The following is a 17,853-nucleotide window of genomic DNA, read 5'->3' on the forward strand; positions in this document are numbered from 1 at the left end:
GCGAACGGCGCGCGACGGCTCCACCCGAAAGGAGCGGGCGGGCTACGCCCGGCTGACGTCGTACACGCCCGGCACGTCCCGCATGGCCCGCATCAGGGCCGGGAGGCCCGTCGCGTCGGGCAGCTGGAGGGTGTAGCTGTGCCGGACGCGCTGCTCGACCGGCGGTTCGACGGTCGCTGAGACCACTTCGACGCCCTCACGGGCGATGGCCTCGGTCAGATCGGCCAGCAGGTGCGGGCGGCCGAACGATTCGGCGAGCAGCGTGACCCGGCAGTCCGCGGTCGCCCGCCAGTGCACGGCGACGGGGGCCCGGCCCACCGCCCGCATCTGGGCGACCGTCGCGCAGTGGACGCGGTGCACGGTGACGGCCCCGCCCCGTACGACGAAGCCCTCCACCGCGTCCGGCGGCACCGGCGTGCAGCACCCCGCGAGCCGCACGGGGGCGTCCGGCAGGTCGGCGACGGCGTTGCCCCCGCCGCCCCGGGCCCCGATCACCGACAGCGGCGGCCGCGGCGCGGCGGCCGCGGGCCCGGCCCCGTCGGGGTGGGAGGCCAGCCAGCTGCTGACGGCGATCCGGGCGGCCGGGGTCTTGGCGTGCTCCAGCCAGTCGGCGGCGGGCCCCGAGGAGGCGTCGTGCGAGAGCAGCAGCTGGACGGTGTCCCCGTCCGAGAGGCGGGAGGACAGGGAGGTGAGGCGCCCGTTGACCCGGGCGCCGATACAGCCGTGGGCCGCCTCGCCGTGCTGCGCGTAGGCGGCGTCGATACAGCTCGCGCCGGCCGGCAGGCCGAGCGTGCCGCCGTCGGCCCGGAACACGGTGATCTCCCGGTCCTGGGCCAGCTCCGAGCGCAGGACGTTCCAGAAGGTGTCGGGGTCGGGCGCCGACTGCTGCCAGTCGAGGAGCCGCGAAAGCCAGCCGGGCCGGGTGGGGTCCACCCGCTCCTCGTCGCAGTCGGCGGCGGCCGGTGTCGTGGCGGCCGCGGCGGCCGTCGCCGTCGCCGTGTACGGATTGCCGAGCGCGACCACTCCCGCCTCCGCGACCCGGTGCATCTGCCGGGTCCGCACGATGACCTCGGCGACGTACCCCTCGGGGGTGGCGAAGGCGGTGTGCAGGGACTGGTAGAGGTTGAACTTCGGGGAGGCGATGAAGTCCTTGAACTCCGAGACGACGGGGGTGAAGCAGGTGTGCAGCTCCCCCAGTACCCCGTAGCAGTCGGCGTTCTCCGCCACGAGGACCAGCAGGCGGCCGAAGTCGGAGCCGCGCAGCTCCCCGCGCTTGAGGGAGATGCGGTGCACGGAGACGAAGTGCCGGGGCCGTACGACCACCTCGGCGGCGATGCCCGCGTCGCGCAGGACGGCGCGTACGGCGCCGGCGATGGCGGGCAGCGGGTCGCGGTCCCCGGCGTGGGCCGCGATGAGCGCGCGGGTGCGCGCGTACTCCTCGGGGTGCAGGATCGCGAAGACGAGGTCTTCCAGCTCGGTCTTGAGGGCCTGGACGCCCAGCCGTTCGGCGAGCGGGATCAGCACGTCCCGGGTCACCTTGGCGATGCGCGCCTGTTTCTCGGGGCGCATCACGCCGAGGGTGCGCATGTTGTGCAGCCGGTCGGCGAGTTTGATGGACATCACGCGGACGTCGTTGCCGGTGGCGACGAGCATCTTGCGGAAGGTCTCGGGCTCGGCGGCGGCGCCGTAGTCGATCTTCTCGACCTTGGTGACCCCGTCGACGATGAAACAGACTTCCTCGCCGAACTCCTCGCGGACCTGAGCGAGGGTCACGTCGGTGTCCTCGACCGTGTCGTGCAGGAGAGAGGCCGTCAAGGTCGTGGTCTCGGCGCCGAGTTCGGCCAGGATGAGGGTGACGGCGAGGGGATGTGTGATGTACGGCTCACCGCTCTTGCGCATCTGACCGCGGTGCGAGGTCTCCGCGAGCAGATAGGCGCGGCGCAGCACGGACAGGTCCGCGTCCGGATGGTGGGCGCGGTGCGCCTCGGCGACATGGCCGATGGCGTCCGGCAGCCGGTCCCGGGACGTGGGGCCGAGCAGTGCGGCGCGTCCGAGTCGTCGCAGGTCAAGCCTGGTACGGCCCCGTCTGCGCAGTTCAGGGAGCGCATCGGGGCGTGCTTCGGGGTTCGTGGCCTCTGCACTCATGGGCACCTCCGGCGGCTTCGACCGGCGGTGGTGGGCATGGGGTGAGCCCTCAGGGCCGGTGCCTGATATTACCGACCCCACCACGTGGCGCAGTCCACCTCTCGCTCAGCGTGAAACGGATCACCCATGAGAGGGAAGCTTCAGACGAAAGCCGTTTCGGTGAGCCAGGCCGGATCGAACTGGCCCTCGGCCACGATGACGGCCGGTCCGGCCATCTCGATCCGCCCGTCGGGGTGCTCGGTGATGACCAGCCTGCCGCCGGGCAGATCGACCGTGTACGCGGCGGGCGTGCCGGTGACGGCCGGGTCCGCGCCGTCGCGGCGGATGGCGGCCACGGCGACGGCGCAGGCGCCGGTGCCGCAGGAGCGGGTCTCGCCGGAGCCGCGCTCGTGGACGCGCATGGCGACGTGCCGGGGGCCGCGGTCGACGACGAACTCGACGTTGACGCCGGTCGGGTAGGCGGACGCCGGGCTGTACGGGGGCGGGTCCAGCAGGTTCCCGGCATCGTCCAGGCTGTCGACGAACGCCACCGCGTGCGGGTTGCCCATGTTGACGTTGCGCGCGGGCCAGGAGCGGTCTCCGACCGAGACGGTGACCTCGCCCTCGGGCAGCTCGGCGCGGCCCATGGAGACGGTCACGTCCCCGGCCTTGTCGAGGTGCGCCCGCTTGACGCCGCCCCGGGTGGCGACGGCCAGGTCCCCGGGCTCGACGTACCCGGCGTGCTGGAGGTAGCGGGCGAAGACGCGGACGCCGTTGCCGCACATCTCGGCGACGGAACCGTCGCTGTTGCGGTAGTCCATGAACCATTCGGCCTCGCCGGCCATGTGCGCCGCCTCGGGGTGCGCGGCCGAGCGCACGACGTGCAGCACGCCGTCCGCGCCGATCCCGGCCCGCCGGTCGCACAGCCGCGCCACGGCGGACGCCGGCAGCTCGATGGCGTTGTCCGGGTCCGGGACGATCACGAAGTCGTTCTCGGTGCCGTGGCCCTTGAGGAAGGGGAGCGAGGAGGGGCTGGTCTGCGTCACCCGCCCATCGTACCGAGCCCGCCGCTAGCGCAGGCGGGCCACCCGGTACACGGCCAGCGCCACGACGGCCAGCGCGGCCAGTGCGTACAGCGCGGCCACCCGCCAGTCGGAGCGGAGCCCGGACCCGCGCGCCGAGAGTCCCGGCAGGGCGTAGCCCACGCGGCGCGCGGCCATCATGCCCCAGCCGCCCGCGCAGCAGCTGATGAGGAATCCGAGCATGGCGACGACCGCTCCGCCGTCTCCGAACTCGAAGGCGAGCGGGAAGGCGAACATCAGGGAACCGGCCGCGGCCAGTACGACGATCGGGCCGATCTGCCACAGGCGCAGCCGCCGCTGCGGACGCAGTTCGACCTCGAACTCGGGTGCGCCGGCGGCCTCCGCCTCGGCGCGGTCCGGGACGTCCGGGCCGTCGGGGGTCAGTCGCGCGGGCTCCGCGGGCAGTCCGAGCCCGTCGGCTTCCACTGACCCGTCGAGGAGCATCGGGTCCGCTTCCCGCCGGGTGTCGTCCCGACCGGTGTCACGAGGGCCGGCCTCCATCGCCACGCGCCCTCCCCACTCGGACTTCCTACGCCGTTTGCCCCGCCGGTGACGGCACCGGCGGCAGTTTGATGATGGCACGCCAGCGGGCCCCGGACAGGCGCCCGGGGCGTCCCGATGCCATCACGTGATCAGGCTGTGACCGCTCGTTCGACCAACGACTGCGCGAGTCCGGCCAGTTCTCCCCGGTCGGCCACGGCCCCGCTGAGCCAGTGCACCCTCGGGTCGCGGCGGAACCAGGAGTCCTGCCTGCGGGCGAACCGCTTGGTGGCCCGGACCGTCTCGGCGCGCGCCTCCTCCTCGGTGCAGGCGCCGGCGAGCGCGGACAGCACCTGCTGGTAGCCGAGCGCCCGGGAAGCGGTGATCCCGTCGCGCAGCCCCGCGGCCTCCAGCGCGCGGACCTCGTCCACCAGTCCGGCCTCCCACATCCGGTCCACGCGCAGCGCGATCCGCTCGTCGAGCTCGGGCCGGGCGACGTCCACGCCGATCTGGACCGTGTCGTAGACGGACTCGTGGCCGGGGAGGTTGGCGGTGAACGGACGCCCGGTGATCTCGATGACCTCGAGGGCGCGCACGATGCGGCGGCCGTTGCTGGGCAGGATCGCCTGCGCGGCGGCCGGGTCGGCGGCGGCGAGCCGGGCGTGCAGGGCGCCGGGGCCGCGCAGGGTGGCCTCGGCTTCCAGCCGGGCCCGCACCTCGGGGTCGGTGCCGGGGAACTCCATGGCGTCGAGCGCGCCCCGCACGTAGAGGCCGGAACCGCCGACGAGGACCGGCGTGCGGCCCTGCGCGAGCAGCTTGTCGATCTCGGCGCGGGCGAGGCGCTGGTACTCGGCGACGCTCGCCGTCTCGGTGACGTCCCAGATGTCGAGGAGGTGGTGCGGCACCCCGCCGCGTTCCTCGGTCGTCAGTTTGGCGGTACCGATGTCCATCCCCCGGTACAGCTGCATCGAGTCGGCGTTGACGACTTCGCCGTCGAAATGACGGGCCAGGGCCACCCCCAGATCCGACTTTCCGGCGGCGGTGGGTCCTACGACGGCGATGACCCGCGGGGCGGGGGCTGCTTTCCTCACGGCCCCAGTCTCGCAGCCCCCCGTCAAGGCGCCGCCATGTACCCGATCGAGCTACGTGACGGGGTCGTACCGGGGTCGTTCCCTTGGCGGGGCCGTGGCCCGGCGCACGCCTGGTCGTACGCCCGGCCCGTGACCGGCGCAGGCCGGTCCGCCCGTGGTCCCGCCGTGGCCCGGCCACGGCCCGGCCACGGCGGAACTTCACTCACACGAGTAGCGTTATATAGGAGTAGACATGGGCATTTTGGACCGGCTTCTCGGCCGCAAGAGCCAGCCAGTGACCGAAGAGGTCGCGGCCGCGGATCTGACGGCGGAGTCCGCGACGGCCGAGGAGGCCGGTACCGAGCCGGCCGCGGCCGAGGAGAAGGACACGGTGGAAGCCGTCGAGATCCCGAAGCAGCAGTCGGCCGAGGTCGCCGCGGACAGCGGGGCCGGCGAGGGTGCCCGTACGTAGCCAACGCCGATGGAAGGTGGCCCATGGGCCTGCTCGACAATCTGAAGGCCAAACTCGCACCCGCCAAGGACAAGGTCGGCGACCTCGCGCAGCAGCACGAGGGCAAGATCACCCAGAATCTGGACAAGGTGGCGAAGGCCGTCGACTCCAAGACCAAGGGCAAGTACAGCGGCCAGATCTCTAGCGGCGCGGACAAGGCGAAGGGCGCCCTGGGCAAGATCGCGCACAAGGACACCCCCGGCGGGCCGACGCCGCCGGCGGCCGCCTGACGCGGTCCCCGAAGGGGGGGGGGGGGGGCCGGGCCCGGGGGCCGCCCCCCCCCGGCCCGCCGGCGGGGGGGGGGGCGGCGGGGCGGGGGGCGCGGGCGCGGGCCCCCCCACCCCCCCCCCACCCCCCCCCCCCCCGCGCCCCGCCCCCCCCCCGGCCCCCCCCCCCGCGGGGCGCCCCCAGGGGGGGCCCCCCCCCCGGGGGGGGGGGCCCCCGCGCCCCTTCGCCGTGCGCCGGGGTGTGCGCCGTGGTGCCGTGTCCGCCGTGTCCGCGCCGGCCGCCGTGTTTCCGATGCGGCTGTCCCCGGTGTGGCGCGTCCCGGGGTCCGGCGCGTCCGGGGTCCGGAGCGTCCCCGGCTCCCTTACGACCAGGTGGCCACGAAGTACCCGACCCCGTAGGGCGCGTCCTCGTACAGCAGCCGCCCTTCGAGGCCCGCGCCCTCGGCGGCGCCGGCGAGCACCTGCCAGGGGGCCCGCCCGGCGGCTTGGAGCTCGGCGGCCAGCTCGGGGTCAAGGGCGGCGAGGGCGGCCACGTCGGCGGCGCCGAGCGCGCGGGCGGCCTCGGCGTCGAAGCCGGCGGCGCGCTCGTCGAAATAGCCGGGGGCCTTGAGGGACCGGCAGGCGCTGCCGTCGCCCATGACGAGCAGCGCGACGCGGGCCTCGCGCCCGGCGAGCTCCCGGCCGGTCTCCAGGCACCGCGCGGTGTCGAGCGGCTCGGCGACCCCGAGCCCCTCCACGGGTGCGGCGCCCCAGCCTGCGCGGCCGAGCAGCCAGGCGCCGACGGCGAGAGGGGCGGGCAACAGGCGCGGGCCCTCTTCGCCCTCGCCCAGGCGTACGTCGGCGGCGACCCCGTACCCGCGGAAGCTGCCGCGGGCGCCCTGGGGGTAGGAGCCGTGGTGGTCCCGGTCGGCTGCGCCGACGACCACGAGCAGATCGGGCCGGGAGGCGGCGAGCACGGACAGCGCGTCGGAACACGCGGTGCGGGCATCGCCGAGTTCGGCGGCGGCCCCCGCGGCGAGCTCGGGCACGAGCATCGGCGGGGCGGGGCAGACGGCGGCGGCTACGAGCATGATCCGCAGCGTAGCCGCAGCCGGCCGGGGGCTGCCGCGCCCCTCCGGATCCCGCGTCGGCGGGACGGACCCGGACGGACGGACCCCGCCGGACGGACCCCGCCGGACGGACCCGGCCGGACGGACCCGGCGGGACGGACCCGGTGGACCCGGGCCCACCGGGCGGGGGGCCTCAGGAGGACGCGGGAACCGCGCAGCCCGACGTGGTCACCGGGAGGGGGGCCGGGACGCCCAGCGTCGGGATGCCGAGGAGGACGCCCTTCGGCTGCGCCGGAGCCGCGTTGCGCTTCTCCCAGGCGTCGCCCGCGCGCGTGCGGCGTACCGCTCCGGTCGGGCCCTCTGCGAGGAGGTGGTGCGGAGCCGCGTAGGTGATCTCGACGGTCACCACGTCACCCGGCCGGACCTCGTCCGCCGGCTTGGTGAAGTGGACGAGCCGGTTGTCGGGGGCCCGGCCGGACAGCCGGTGCGTGGCGCCGTCCTTGCGGCCCTCTCCCTCCGCGACCATGACCTCCAGGGTGCGGCCGACCTGCTTCTTGTTCTCGCTCCAGGAGATCTCCTCCTGGAGGGCGACCAGGCGCATGTACCGCTCCTGGACGACCTCCTTGGGGATCTGCCCCTCCATGTCCGCGGCCGGGGTGCCCGGGCGCTTGGAGTACTGGAAGGTGAACGCGTTCGCGAAACGGGCCTCGCGCACCGCGTGCATCGTCTGCTGGAAGTCCTCCTCGGTCTCGCCGGGGAAGCCCACGATGATGTCGGTGGAGATCGCCGCGTGCGGGATGGCGGCACGGACCTTCTCGATGATGCCGAGGAAGCGCTCCTGGCGGTACGAGCGGCGCATCGCCTTCAGGATCGTGTCCGATCCGGACTGCATGGGCATGTGCAGCTGGGGCATCACGTTCGGGGTCTCGGCCATCGCCGCGATCACGTCGTCCGTGAAGTCGCGCGGGTGCGGGGAGGTGAAGCGGACCCGTTCCAGGCCTTCGATGGCGCCGCAGGCGCGCAGCAGCTTGGAGAAGGCCTCGCGGTCGCCGAGGTCGGAGCCGTAGGCGTTGACGTTCTGGCCGAGCAGGGTGATCTCGGAGACGCCCTCGGCGACGAGGGCCTCGACCTCGGCGAGGATGTCGCCGGGGCGGCGGTCCTCCTCCTTGCCGCGCAGGGCCGGGACGATGCAGAACGTGCAGGTGTTGTTGCAGCCCACGGAGATCGAGACCCAGGCGGCGTACGCGGACTCGCGCCGGGTCGGCAGCGTGGAGGGGAAGGCCTCCAGCGACTCGGCGATCTCGACCTGCGCCTCTTCCTGGATGCGGGCGCGCTCCAGCAGGACCGGCAGCTTGCCGATGTTGTGCGTGCCGAAGACGACGTCGACCCAGGGGGCGCGGGCCACGATCGTGTCGCGGTCCTTCTGCGCGAGGCAGCCGCCGACGGCGATCTGCATGCCGGGGCGCTTGGTCTTCATGGGGGCGAGGCGGCCGAGGTTGCCGTAGAGCTTGTTGTCGGCGTTCTCGCGGACGGCGCAGGTGTTGAAGACGACGACGTCGGCGTCGCCGTCGGACCCCTCGGGGGCGCGGACGTACCCGGCGTCCTCCAGCAGACCGGACAGCCGCTCGGAGTCGTGCACGTTCATCTGGCACCCGTAGGTGCGCACCTCGTAACTTCTGGTCACGACGGGCTGTGCTTCGTCCACGGCTTCACTCCTGGTGTCGGGGTTGCCGACACTGCGGCCCTCGCTGCTCATGCAACAAGGGTAAGGGCGCGCTCCGGGGCGTTCCGTCGCGCGGCGGGGTCCGGGGCCGGGCCGGGGGGCTGACGGCCGCCCGCCGCCGGGCCGGGAGGGCGGGCCGTGACAGGAGGGCGGGGCGGTGGCAGGATCGCTGCATGCCTCTCGTACCGCCCCGGATCAGCAGGCGCCATGCCCTGCGGGCCCTGGTGGCCGTGCTGGCCGTGCTCTGCGCCCTCGTCTGGTGGCTGCGGCCCTTCGGGGAGCCGGAGCTCAAGGGCGACCTCACGTTGAGCACCGGCGTCCAGACCGGCGTCTACCACCGCTACGGGCAGCTGCTGGAGCAGGCGCTCGCCGAGGACATGCCCGAGATGCGCGTCCGGCTGGAGACCAGCGAGGGCTCGCAGCAGAACCTGCAGCGGGTGGCCGCCGGCGAAGCGGACTTCACGGTCGCGACGGCGGACGCGGTGGCCAAGTACCGCATCGACCGCAAGGCGGGCGCGGAGCGGCTGCGCGGCTGCGCCCGGCTCTACGACGACTACGTGCAGCTGGTGGTGCCCGCCGGGTCGCCGGTCCAGTCGGCGCGGGACCTGCGCGGCAAGCGGGTCGCGATCGGCCAGAACGGTTCGGGGGTGCGGCTGATCTCGGAGCGGCTGCTCACGGCGGCGGGGCTGGACCCGGTCCGCGACATCACGCCGGTGGCCATAGGCATCGACACGATGCCGGCGGAGCTGGAGGCCGGCCGGATCGACGCGTTCTTCTGGTCGGGCGGACTCCCGACCAATGCCGTGCGCGAGCTGTCGGAGCGCTTCGAGATCCGGCTCGTCCAGCTCGGGGACCTGGTGGAGGCGCTCCAGGCCAGCGGCAGCCCGGCCCGCTACTACCGGGCCGCGGTGATGCCGCAGGACGCGTACGCGCGGGCCCGCAACACCTCGGCGGTGGCCACCGTGGCGGTGCCGAACCTGCTGGTGACCCGGGACGACACGGGAGCCGAGCTGACGGAGCAGTTCACCCGCACCGTGATCCTCAGCCGGGACCGGATCGGGCACCAGGTGCACGCGGCGCAGCTGGTGGACCTGCGGACGGCGATCTACACGGATCCGCTGTCGCTGCACGAGGGCGCGGCACGGTACTACCGCTCCGTCAAGCCGTAGCGGCGGGACCCGCGCCCGGTGCCCGGCTCCCGGAGCCGGGGTTCCCCGGAGCCGGCTTCCCGGCCCCGGGCGCGGCTCATGACGGCAGCAGCATCGTCGCGGCCGCGGCCGCGCCGATCAGGCCCGCGTGCGTGCCCAGGCTCGCCGGGACCACCTGGAGGTCCCGTACGAACGACAGGGTCGCGTACGAGGCCAGGTGCGCCCGGACCGGGCCGAAGAGGGTGTCCCCGGAGGCGGCCACCCCGCCTCCGATGACGGCGATGTCGGTCTCGACGAGGGTGGCCGTGGCCGCGATCGCCGCGGCCAGCGCACGGCCCGCGCGGTCGAAGGCGGCCAGCGCGACGGGGTCGCCGGCCCGCGCGGCCGCGGCCACGCCCGCCGCGGTGGGGTCCGCGTCCGGGGACCAGCCCTGCGCCAGCGCCCAGCGGGCGATCGCGGTGCCGGAGGCGAGGGACTCCACGCAGCCCCGGCCGCCGCAGGCGCACGGCTCACCGTCGAAGGCGACGCTGATGTGGCCGATGTGGCCCGCGTTCCCGGTGGGGCCGGGGTGGAGCTGGTTGTTCAGGACGAGGCCGCCGCCGACCCCGGTGGAGACCACCATGCAGAGCGCGTTGGCGTGCCCGCGGGCCGCGCCCAGCCAGTGCTCGGCTGCGGTCATCGCCACGCCGTCGCCCGCCAGCACCGTCGGGATCCGCGCCCCGTGCCCCGCGAGTTCCGCCTCCACCCGCGCCTGGACGGGGTAACCGCGCCAGGCGGTGATGTTCACCGGGCTGACCGTGCCGAGCACGGAGTCCACCGGACCGGCGCTGCCGATCCCGCAGCGCACCACCGAGGGCCAGAGCGGGGACTGCGCGAGCTCGGCCACCACCTCGGCGACGGCCGTGAAGACGGTGTCCGCGTCCGTGCCGCGCGGGGTCGGGCGCCGGGTGGTGGCCGTCATCGCGCCGTCGGAGTCCACCAGCGCGCCGGCGATCTTCGTGCCCCCGATGTCGATCGCGACCGTCAGGCCGGATTCGCCTCCCGCGTCGGCGCGGGGGCCGGGAAACGCGGAGGTCGGTGCGGGGGTGGGAAGGGGAGGGGTCACGGGGGCGCTCCAGGGAGGGGTCCGGAAATTCAGTATGCGGCCGGCGGCGGCGCCGTACTCTCGCGGGGCTCCAGCCGGGGCCGCTCGCCCTCGCGGGACCCCGGCGCGCTCCCCGCCAGGACGGCGAGGAGTTCCTCGGCCGCGAGCCGGCCGAAGCCCGCGGTGTCCCGGACGAGCGCGGTGAGCCGCGGGTGGGTGACCCGGCAGAGCGCGGAGTCGTCCCAGGCCACGAGGGAGAGCCGGCCCGGCACGGGAATGCCCAGCTCGGCGGCGACGGCGGCGCCCGCCACCGCCATCACGTCGTTGTCGTAGACGATCGCGGTCGGCGGGCGCGGGTCGGCCAGGATCCGCCGGGTGGCTGCGGCGCCCTCGGCGTCGGAGTAGTCGGTGGGGACCGAGCGCACCTGGCCGGGGCCCAGACCGAGCCGCTCCGCCTCGGCGCGCAGCGAGTGGATCCGGCGCTCGGTGTGGGCGAACTCGGGCAGACCGGCCACGTGGGCGATCCGGCGGTGCCCGAGGCCGTACAGGTGGCCGAGCACCTGGGCCATGGCGCCCGCGTCGTCCGCCCAGACGGCCGGCAGGGCGCAGGGCGGGCTGGTCTCGCCCACCGTGACGGCGGGCAGGGCGAGCTGTTCGAGGAGGGCCGGGCGCGGGTCGCCGGACCGCGGGTCGACGACGATGACCCCGTCCACGCGCCGTTCGGCCCACCAGCGGCGGTAGACGGCGCATTCGGCGTCGAGGTCCGCGACGACCTGGAAGAGCAGGCCGATCCGGCCGGCGGCCAGGACCTCCTGGATGCCGGAGACCAGCTGGAGGAAGAACGACTCGACGCCGAGGGTGTGCGCGGGCCGGGCGAGGACCAGCCCGACGACGCCGGACCGTTCGCCGGAGAGGGCGCGGGCGGCGCTGTTGGGCTGCCAGCCGAGCTCCTCGGCGACCCGGCGGATCCGGGCGCGGGTGTCCTGGGAGACTCCCGGCCGGTTGTTGAGCGCGAAGGAGACGGCGCTCTCGGACACCCCCGCCTGCCGGGCGATGTCCTTGATGGTGGGTCTGCGGGCCATGGCCTGTCTCATCCCTCGCTGACGTGGACGGCAATGGCCGGACCGTACGCGATCCTGCCCTGGCAGACCGCCTTGACCAGCATCCAGTACTCCCCCGCCGGGGTGCCGAGCGGCGGCCGCACCTCGAAGACGGCCTCGGTCCCGCCCTCCGCCGGCACCTCGACCGGCTGTACGGCGGGGGCCGTCAGCTGCCAGGTGCCGTACGGGGACACGGCGTACGCCTGGCCCGTCAGGGCGGAGCGGATGCCGGTGGAGCCGATCCGCGCCCGGACGCGCGCCCGCGCGCCGGGGGCGACGGTGACGCTCCGCTCGGGCGCCTCCACCCACAGCCCGGCCCGGCCGGCGGGGGCCGGTCCGGAGTCGGTGGGGGGACCGGGCACGGGGACGGGGACGGCGGCGGAAACGGGTACAGGGGCGGTGGCGGGGACGGGGACGGTGACGGTGAGGACGTCCTCGAACGTGCCCGCCGGGGTGGTGGCGAGGATCCGGACCAGGTGTTCGCCCGGTTCGGCCCCCGCCGCCGGCTCCACGGTCAGCGGCAGCACGACGTGGCCGCCGGCCGGCAGCTCGGCGTGCCTGTGGGTCCATGAGCTCTTCCAGCCCTCCGGGGCCCGTACCTCCAGCGCGACCGGCCCGCCGGACCCGTGCGCGGCGACGGTGACCTTCGCGTCGGACCCGGTCCCGTCACACGTCACCGCGTACGGGGCGTTCCCCAGCGGGGCCGTCCCGGTGTTGTGCAGCCAGTACCGGCTGAACAGCACCGGCTGGTGCTCCTCCCGCTCCCCCTCCCGCAGCGGCATGCCCGATTCCGCGCGCAACAGCAGCGTGGTCGTCGCGGCGCCCTGGATCTCTCCGTCGAAGGCGCCGGTCGGCCGGTCCAGCAGATCGGCCTCGGCGGCCGGATCCGTCGGCCACAGCGTCCCGGCCGTCGCCGGGCGGCCGTGCGTCTCGCGCAGCCGGACCGCGAGGTCGCCGGAGCCCTCGGCCCGCTTCACCGCCTCGATCAGCACCCGGTCGGCCGGCTCCACGCCGAGCAGCGAACGCGCAGGGGGCCGGGGGCCTTCGCCGGGAGCGGCCGTGACGGCGGTGAGCGGCTTGTTGAACTCCCGCCCCCGGCGCACGAGGTCCACCGCGCGCCAGTCCCCGGAGCCCGCGACGAGTGCGTGCTCGAAGACGTGGGTCCAGTGCTGGAGCTGGAAGGAGCTGCCGTCGGGGGCGGTGCGCCGCGGAGGGTCCATCCACGCTCCGCTCGGCCGGCCGGTACAGGACCGCATCAGGGTGCTGTGCAGGCGCCCGGCGGTGTCGACGGCGAAGCTGGGCGTGCCGCGCACCAGGACCCCGACGGTACGGTCCGCGTACGCCTCCCCGTGCGGGTACGTCGCCCCGTCCGGGTACGCCTCCCCGTCCGCGTACGTCGCCCCGTCCGCGTACGTCGCCTCCTGCGGGGCCGTCGCCTCCAGCCGGCCCGACTCCGCCACGGCGCGGGCGAGTTCCGCCGCGGGCCCGGTCAGGACCAGGACCGGGAGGTCCCGGATCCCGGTCAGGTCGCAGCCGGGGCTCCACAGCGGGCGGAGCCCCGCGCGGGCCGGTACCCACACCCGCGCGTGCTCCCGTACGGCCTTCGCGTACGCGGGACCGGCCGACTCCAGCAGCTCCGCCGTGAACGGGTTCTCCTCGGGCCCGCCGAGTGCGATGCGGAAATCGGGCAGGCTGCTGTCCACCGCCAGGTCGCCCCAGCGCGGGCCGCCCGGCCGGGTCGGGGTCGCGGTGACCCCGTGCCGGCCCAGCGCGATGACCAGCTCCCGCAGACCCTCGCAGGGCCCCGGGCCGGGGAGCACGATCTCGGCCGCGCCCAGCGCCCGGCCGCCCGGACCGGTCATCGGCGCCGACAGCGCGAACCAGTTCAGGCAGGAGCTGTCCAGGGTCCACGGGGCCCGCGTGCGGTCGGCCCCGGCGTCCGCCTCGGGGAAGGCGAACCCGCGCCCCACCACGGCGGCCGCCGTCTCCGCGACCGGCAGCGCGCCGGGCACGTCGGCCGGGATCCGCAGCCGCAGCAGTTGATCGGAGCCGTCGAACGCGTGGACCGTCGTGGTGAGTTCCGCCCGGTCCAGGCCGTCCCAGAGGGTGGTGGTCCGGGTCCAGCGGACCGGCCCGGTCCGTCCGGTGGACACGATGCGCGAGCCGATCGGCCCGCGCTCCGCGCGGCAGGACCGGGCCGCGGCGGAGCTTGAGCCGGTGTCCGGCCCCTTGGGCAGCAGGTGCCAGGGGCCCTCTTCGAAGAAGGGGTGCCGGTCGTACTCCTCCTGCACCACCAGTTCGTCCACTTCTCCGGCGGTGAGCAGCTCCTGCCCGGTGCGCCGGTCGAGCAGCCGGGCGAGGCCGCCGCCGCGCGCGGGGTCGGCCTCGGCGCGCAGGAACTCGTTCTGGACGGCTGGCCCCGCCGACGGCTCCGACGGCTCCGCGGGCTCCCAGCCGCCGGAGACGGGCAGCGGGGAGGCGGCGAGCCACCAGGTGCGGTGACCCAGCGAGGGGACGTCCCGGGCGAGGAAGACCACGTTCGCCACGTGGCCGTCGACGGACTCGAGGTGGACGGGCGCGCCGCGGCCCGCGTCGTCGAGGACGGTGATCCGCTCGGCGCGGGCTGCGGCGCGAGCGTCGGCGCACGGATCGGCGCGGGCTTCGGCACGGGCTTCGGCGCAGGCGTCGCCACGAACGTCGGCACGGGCGTCGCACGCGGCGCCGGGGCCGAGGCCCAGTGCCGCCAGGTCGACGCTCGTACGGACCAGATCGGTGCGGGTCCACGACACCGGGTTGAACACGGTGACGGCGAGCGGGCCGGGGCCCCGGGTGTCGGCCGCGGCGGTCAGCGCGCGCAGCGCTTCGTCCCGTACCCCGGCCGCCAGGTCGTGGGCCTCGCGCCACGTCGGGAGCAGGTCGAGGTAGACCTGGTCGGAGAAGGTCCCGGTCACGGCGTCGTGGTGGGCGGCGTGCAACAGGTGGCGCCAGGCCTTGGACAGGGTCTGGGCGGGGTAGTCGGCCAGACCTTCGGAGCAGGCGAGGGCGGCGAAGGCCTCGGCCTGTTCGAGGAGGTTCTCGGCCGAACGGTGGGCCTGCTTCACGTCGGCGTACGTGACGTCCTTGCCGGTGTAGACGGGCCCCATCTCCCGGGTGACGGGCAGCGGTTGCTCGCCGCGCGCCGCGAGTTCGGCCCGGACGGCGTCGAAGTGGGCGCGCGGGCCGCTGTGTTCCATGCGGGGCCAGCGGTAGCGGCGGTTCCAGGCGTGCTGCACCTCCAGGCCCCAGCGGTGCGGCCAGGAGAAGTCGGTGCCCATCGGGATCAGCACGTTCTTCGTGGCGGCGACGGTGCGCAGCAGCTCGTAGAGGTCGAGGAGCTGTGCGGCGGCGGCCTCGGCGTCCGGTGCCCGGTGAGAGGACCAGCCGGCGGAGTAGTGCGCGGGCAGGTAGTGCAGGAGCAGGCCCTGGCCGCCGGGTGCGATCCACTCGTACTCGGCGGGCAGTTGCATGGCGGTGGGGGCGCGCAGTTCCTCGCCCCAGGTGTCCATCATCGGGCCCCACTGGTGGTGGGGGCCGCGGGCGAGGACGGCGGAGTCGAGGCCGGCGCCGGCCATCAGGGCGGGGAAGGACGGGTCGTGGCCGAAGACGTCGAGCTGCCAGGCCGTGCGCGGGTCGGCACCGAGGGTGCCGCGGTGCAGGGCGAGTCCGTGGACGGCGCTGCGGACGGTGGTCTCGGCGGAAGTGAGGGTGGTGGAGGGCTCGTTGTAGGTGCCTCCGACGATCTCGACGCGGCCTTCGGCGATCAGCGCGCGCAGTGCGTCGCGTTCGCCGGGGTGGGTGTCCCAGTAGGGCTTGAGGTAGTCGACCTCGGAGAGCACGAAGCGGTACGCCGGGTCCTCGCGCGCCTGCTGGAGGTGGAGCGGGACGAGGGTGAAGGCGGGAACGCCCGTGTACTCCCAGCCGCGTTCGGGCTCGCCGGGGCCCAGGGGGGCGTCCCAGAGGGCGGTGTAGGCGGCCTGGGTGTTCCACCACAGGGGGTCGTAGTGGAAGTGCGGGACGAGGCGGACGGTCCAGCCGGGTTCGGCGACGGCGAGGCCGAAGGCGCGCTCGGCCAGCGGCCGGCCCGCGGGGGTGGTGACGCGGACGGCGGCGGGCAGGAAGGTGCCGGGGGCGGCGCCGCCGGTGCGGACGGCGACCTCGACGGTGGACTCGACGCCCCGGCCGGCGGCGGGCTCCCGTCCGCTCCCGAAGGCGTCGGCGGTGTCGGCCCGCACGATGCGCGGGTGCGCGGTGGTGACGCCCTCGCCGTGCACGGCCACGTGCAGCGGTCCGGCCGGGCGCGTCCTGCGGATGCGCACACGGATGACCTGCTCGGGGGTTTCCGCCGGGCCGCTGAAGAGGGCCGGGGCGGTGACCGCCGTGACCGTAATTCCGCTGTCCATTTCCGCATACTTCCCTTGTGCGACCATACCGCGCAACGAAAACTAAACCGCATTAGTGGTCCTAGCTTCAGGCGACCGTAACCCTGCTGTCAACGGCACTGAAGCGCATAAGTACCGACGTCCGGGCGGGCGGGACTTCACGCCTTCCGCATCGGGAGGTCCGGACGCAGGGGCCCTGTTGACTTCACCCGGTGCGCGCGGCAGGTTATGGGTCATTCCGCGAATTCACCCTGAACTCCAGGACCCTTCATGCACGACGGCACCGCCGCCACCGCACCCGCCCGCAGCCTCCGTTTCGGCGCGAACTACACGCCGACGCGCGGCTGGTTCCACCACTGGCTCGACTTCGACCTCGCCGAGGTCGAGGCCGATCTCGACTCGATCGCCGGGCTCGGCCTGGACCACGTGCGGGTCTTCCCCCTGTGGCCGCTCTTCCAGCCGAACCGGACCCTGATCCGGCCGCGCGCCGTCGAGCAGCTCGTCGCGCTCGCCGACGCCGCCGCCGAGCGCGGGCTCGACGTGAACGTGGACGGCCTCCAGGGGCACCTGTCGAGCTTCGACTTCCTGCCCGCCTGGACCGGCACCTGGCACCGCCGGAACATCTTCAGCGATCCCCAGGTGGTCGCCGGGCAGGAGGAGTACCTGCGCACGCTCGCCGCCGCCCTCGCGGACCGGCCGAACTTCCTCGGCATGACGGTCGGCAACGAGATCAACCAGTTCTCCGACGACCCGCACCCCTCACCCGACCGGATCACGCGGGAGCAGGCCGGGCGGTGGCTGGAGCGGATGCTCGCCGCCTGCGAGGAGGGCGCGCCGGGCCTCCTGCACCTGCACGCCGAGTACGACGCCGCCTGGTACCGGGACGGGCACCCCTTCACCGCCGCCCAGGCGGCCCGTCTCGGCGGCGCCACCGCCGTGCACTCGTGGGTGTTCAACGGCACCGCCCAGCGCCACGGCCGCACCGGTACGGCCACCGAGCACCACGCCGCGTACCTGATCGAGCTCTCCAAGGCCTGGGCCCGCGATCCGCACCGCCCGGTGTGGCTCCAGGAAGTGGGCGCGCCCGCGCCGCTGATCGGGCCCGGGCACGCGGCCTCCTTCAGCGGGGCGACCGTCGCGAACGCGCTGGACTGCCCGGACCTCTGGGGCGTGACCTGGTGGTGCTCGCACGACGTGTCCCGGGAGCTCGCCGACTTCCCGGAGCTGGAGTACGGCCTCGGCCTGCTCACCAACGACCGCCGCACGAAGCCCGCGGGCGAGGTGATCGCCCGGATCGCCGCCGAGTGGCGGGGCCGCGAGCACCGGCCTCCGGTGCGTTCCACCGCGCTGGCCGTGGACGTGGGCGGGGCCGAGGCCGCACCGAACCGCTCGGTCTGCGCACCCGGCGGAGCCTTCTTCGAGGCCTGGGCGGAGCTCACGGCGCGGGGGGTCCGCCCGGCGGTGGTCCTGGCCGAGCTCGCCGGGGACGCGGAGCACCTGGCCGCGCGCGGCATCACCGAGGTACTGCACCCGTCCGACGTTCCCATCCGGGCCTGACCGTCCCTTACGGAGGATCCCGCATGTCCGAGACCGACAACGGCGTCGCCCCTCGTACCACCCCGACCGACCGGTCCGCCCCGACCGACCGGTCCCCCTCGACCGAGCGATCCGCCCCGACCGACCGGTCCCCCTCGACCGACCGGTCCGCCCCGGCCACCGCCGCCCGCGCCACCCGCGCCGGCCGCGCCCCGACGGCGGCCCCGGCACGGCCGACCCGGCGCGGGGTGGGCCGCGCCCGGGGCGGGGCGGGGGCGGCGGGGGGGGGCGCCCCCCCGGG

At 75.0% G+C, this 17,853-nt stretch carries 13 protein-coding genes and 1 pseudogene; 5 read left to right on the top strand and 9 right to left on the bottom strand.

Features of this window, described 5'->3' with window-relative positions:
* Positions 1-42: 42 nt before the first annotated feature.
* The 4 genes from ACWF9Z_RS34330 to miaA form a co-directional block, all read right to left on the bottom strand.
* Positions 43-2,145, bottom strand: coding sequence for a RelA/SpoT family protein (locus ACWF9Z_RS34330; RefSeq protein WP_453609177.1), 2,103 nt, complete (start codon positions 2,143-2,145; stop codon positions 43-45).
* Between the two features lie 140 nt (positions 2,146-2,285).
* Positions 2,286-3,170 (bottom strand): diaminopimelate epimerase, encoded by an 885-nt coding sequence (gene dapF / locus ACWF9Z_RS34335; RefSeq protein ID WP_453609179.1) that lies wholly within the window; start codon positions 3,168-3,170, stop codon positions 2,286-2,288.
* Positions 3,171-3,194: 24 nt separating this feature from the next.
* Positions 3,195-3,650 carry a hypothetical protein gene (locus tag ACWF9Z_RS34340; RefSeq protein ID WP_453609206.1) on the bottom strand — a complete coding sequence of 152 codons (456 nt, stop codon included), beginning with the start codon at positions 3,648-3,650 and terminating at the stop codon, positions 3,195-3,197.
* A gap of 188 nt (positions 3,651-3,838) precedes the next feature.
* Positions 3,839-4,777 (bottom strand): tRNA (adenosine(37)-N6)-dimethylallyltransferase MiaA, encoded by a 939-nt coding sequence (gene miaA / locus ACWF9Z_RS34345; RefSeq protein ID WP_453609182.1) that lies wholly within the window; start codon positions 4,775-4,777, stop codon positions 3,839-3,841.
* Between the two features lie 232 nt (positions 4,778-5,009).
* On the opposite strand from miaA, the gene ACWF9Z_RS34350 reads away from it, so the two are divergent.
* Positions 5,010-5,228, top strand: coding sequence for a gliding motility protein (locus tag ACWF9Z_RS34350; protein ID WP_453609184.1), 219 nt, complete (start codon positions 5,010-5,012; stop codon positions 5,226-5,228).
* A gap of 23 nt (positions 5,229-5,251) precedes the next feature.
* A complete protein-coding gene (locus ACWF9Z_RS34355) occupies positions 5,252-5,497 on the top strand; it encodes an antitoxin (RefSeq protein ID WP_453609187.1) in 246 nt (81 codons plus the stop codon).
* Positions 5,498-5,856: 359 nt separating this feature from the next.
* Here the strand turns inward: ACWF9Z_RS34355 and ACWF9Z_RS34360 are convergent, their stop codons facing one another.
* Together ACWF9Z_RS34360 and miaB are read right to left on the bottom strand one after the other, a co-directional pair.
* Positions 5,857-6,564: a class III extradiol dioxygenase subunit B-like domain-containing protein gene (locus tag ACWF9Z_RS34360; protein ID WP_453609189.1), complete on the bottom strand. Its 708-nt coding sequence runs from the start codon at positions 6,562-6,564 to the stop codon at positions 5,857-5,859.
* A gap of 172 nt (positions 6,565-6,736) precedes the next feature.
* On the bottom strand, positions 6,737-8,299 hold the full coding sequence (gene miaB, locus ACWF9Z_RS34365; protein ID WP_453609192.1) for a tRNA (N6-isopentenyl adenosine(37)-C2)-methylthiotransferase MiaB: 1,563 nt from the start codon (positions 8,297-8,299) through the stop codon (positions 6,737-6,739).
* A 140-nt stretch (positions 8,300-8,439) separates the two neighbouring features.
* Here miaB and ACWF9Z_RS34370 point away from each other — a divergent pair, with 140 nt between their 5' ends.
* Positions 8,440-9,435: a TAXI family TRAP transporter solute-binding subunit gene (locus tag ACWF9Z_RS34370; RefSeq protein ID WP_453609195.1), complete on the top strand. Its 996-nt coding sequence runs from the start codon at positions 8,440-8,442 to the stop codon at positions 9,433-9,435.
* A gap of 76 nt (positions 9,436-9,511) precedes the next feature.
* Here the strand turns inward: ACWF9Z_RS34370 and ACWF9Z_RS34375 are convergent, their stop codons facing one another.
* From ACWF9Z_RS34375 to ACWF9Z_RS34385, 3 genes are all read right to left on the bottom strand, one after another.
* The gene (locus ACWF9Z_RS34375) at positions 9,512-10,441 is read right to left on the bottom strand and encodes an ROK family protein (protein ID WP_453609209.1); all 930 of its coding nucleotides are present in this window, start codon (positions 10,439-10,441) and stop codon (positions 9,512-9,514) included.
* A gap of 107 nt (positions 10,442-10,548) precedes the next feature.
* Complete coding sequence (locus ACWF9Z_RS34380; protein WP_453609198.1) at positions 10,549-11,580, bottom strand: LacI family DNA-binding transcriptional regulator; 1,032 nt, start codon at positions 11,578-11,580, stop codon at positions 10,549-10,551.
* 8 nt (positions 11,581-11,588) lie between these two features.
* On the bottom strand, positions 11,589-16,037 hold the full coding sequence (locus ACWF9Z_RS34385; RefSeq protein ID WP_453609200.1) for a glycoside hydrolase family 38 N-terminal domain-containing protein: 4,449 nt from the start codon (positions 16,035-16,037) through the stop codon (positions 11,589-11,591).
* Between the two features lie 249 nt (positions 16,038-16,286).
* On the opposite strand from ACWF9Z_RS34385, the gene ACWF9Z_RS34390 reads away from it, so the two are divergent.
* Positions 16,287-17,573 (top strand): glycoside hydrolase 5 family protein, encoded by a 1,287-nt coding sequence (locus tag ACWF9Z_RS34390; RefSeq protein WP_453609202.1) that lies wholly within the window; start codon positions 16,287-16,289, stop codon positions 17,571-17,573.
* Between the two features lie 23 nt (positions 17,574-17,596).
* Positions 17,597-17,853: pseudogene (locus tag ACWF9Z_RS34395) on the top strand (hypothetical protein); the annotation flags it as partial.

The organism is Streptomyces sp. NPDC054961, assembly GCF_053609145.1.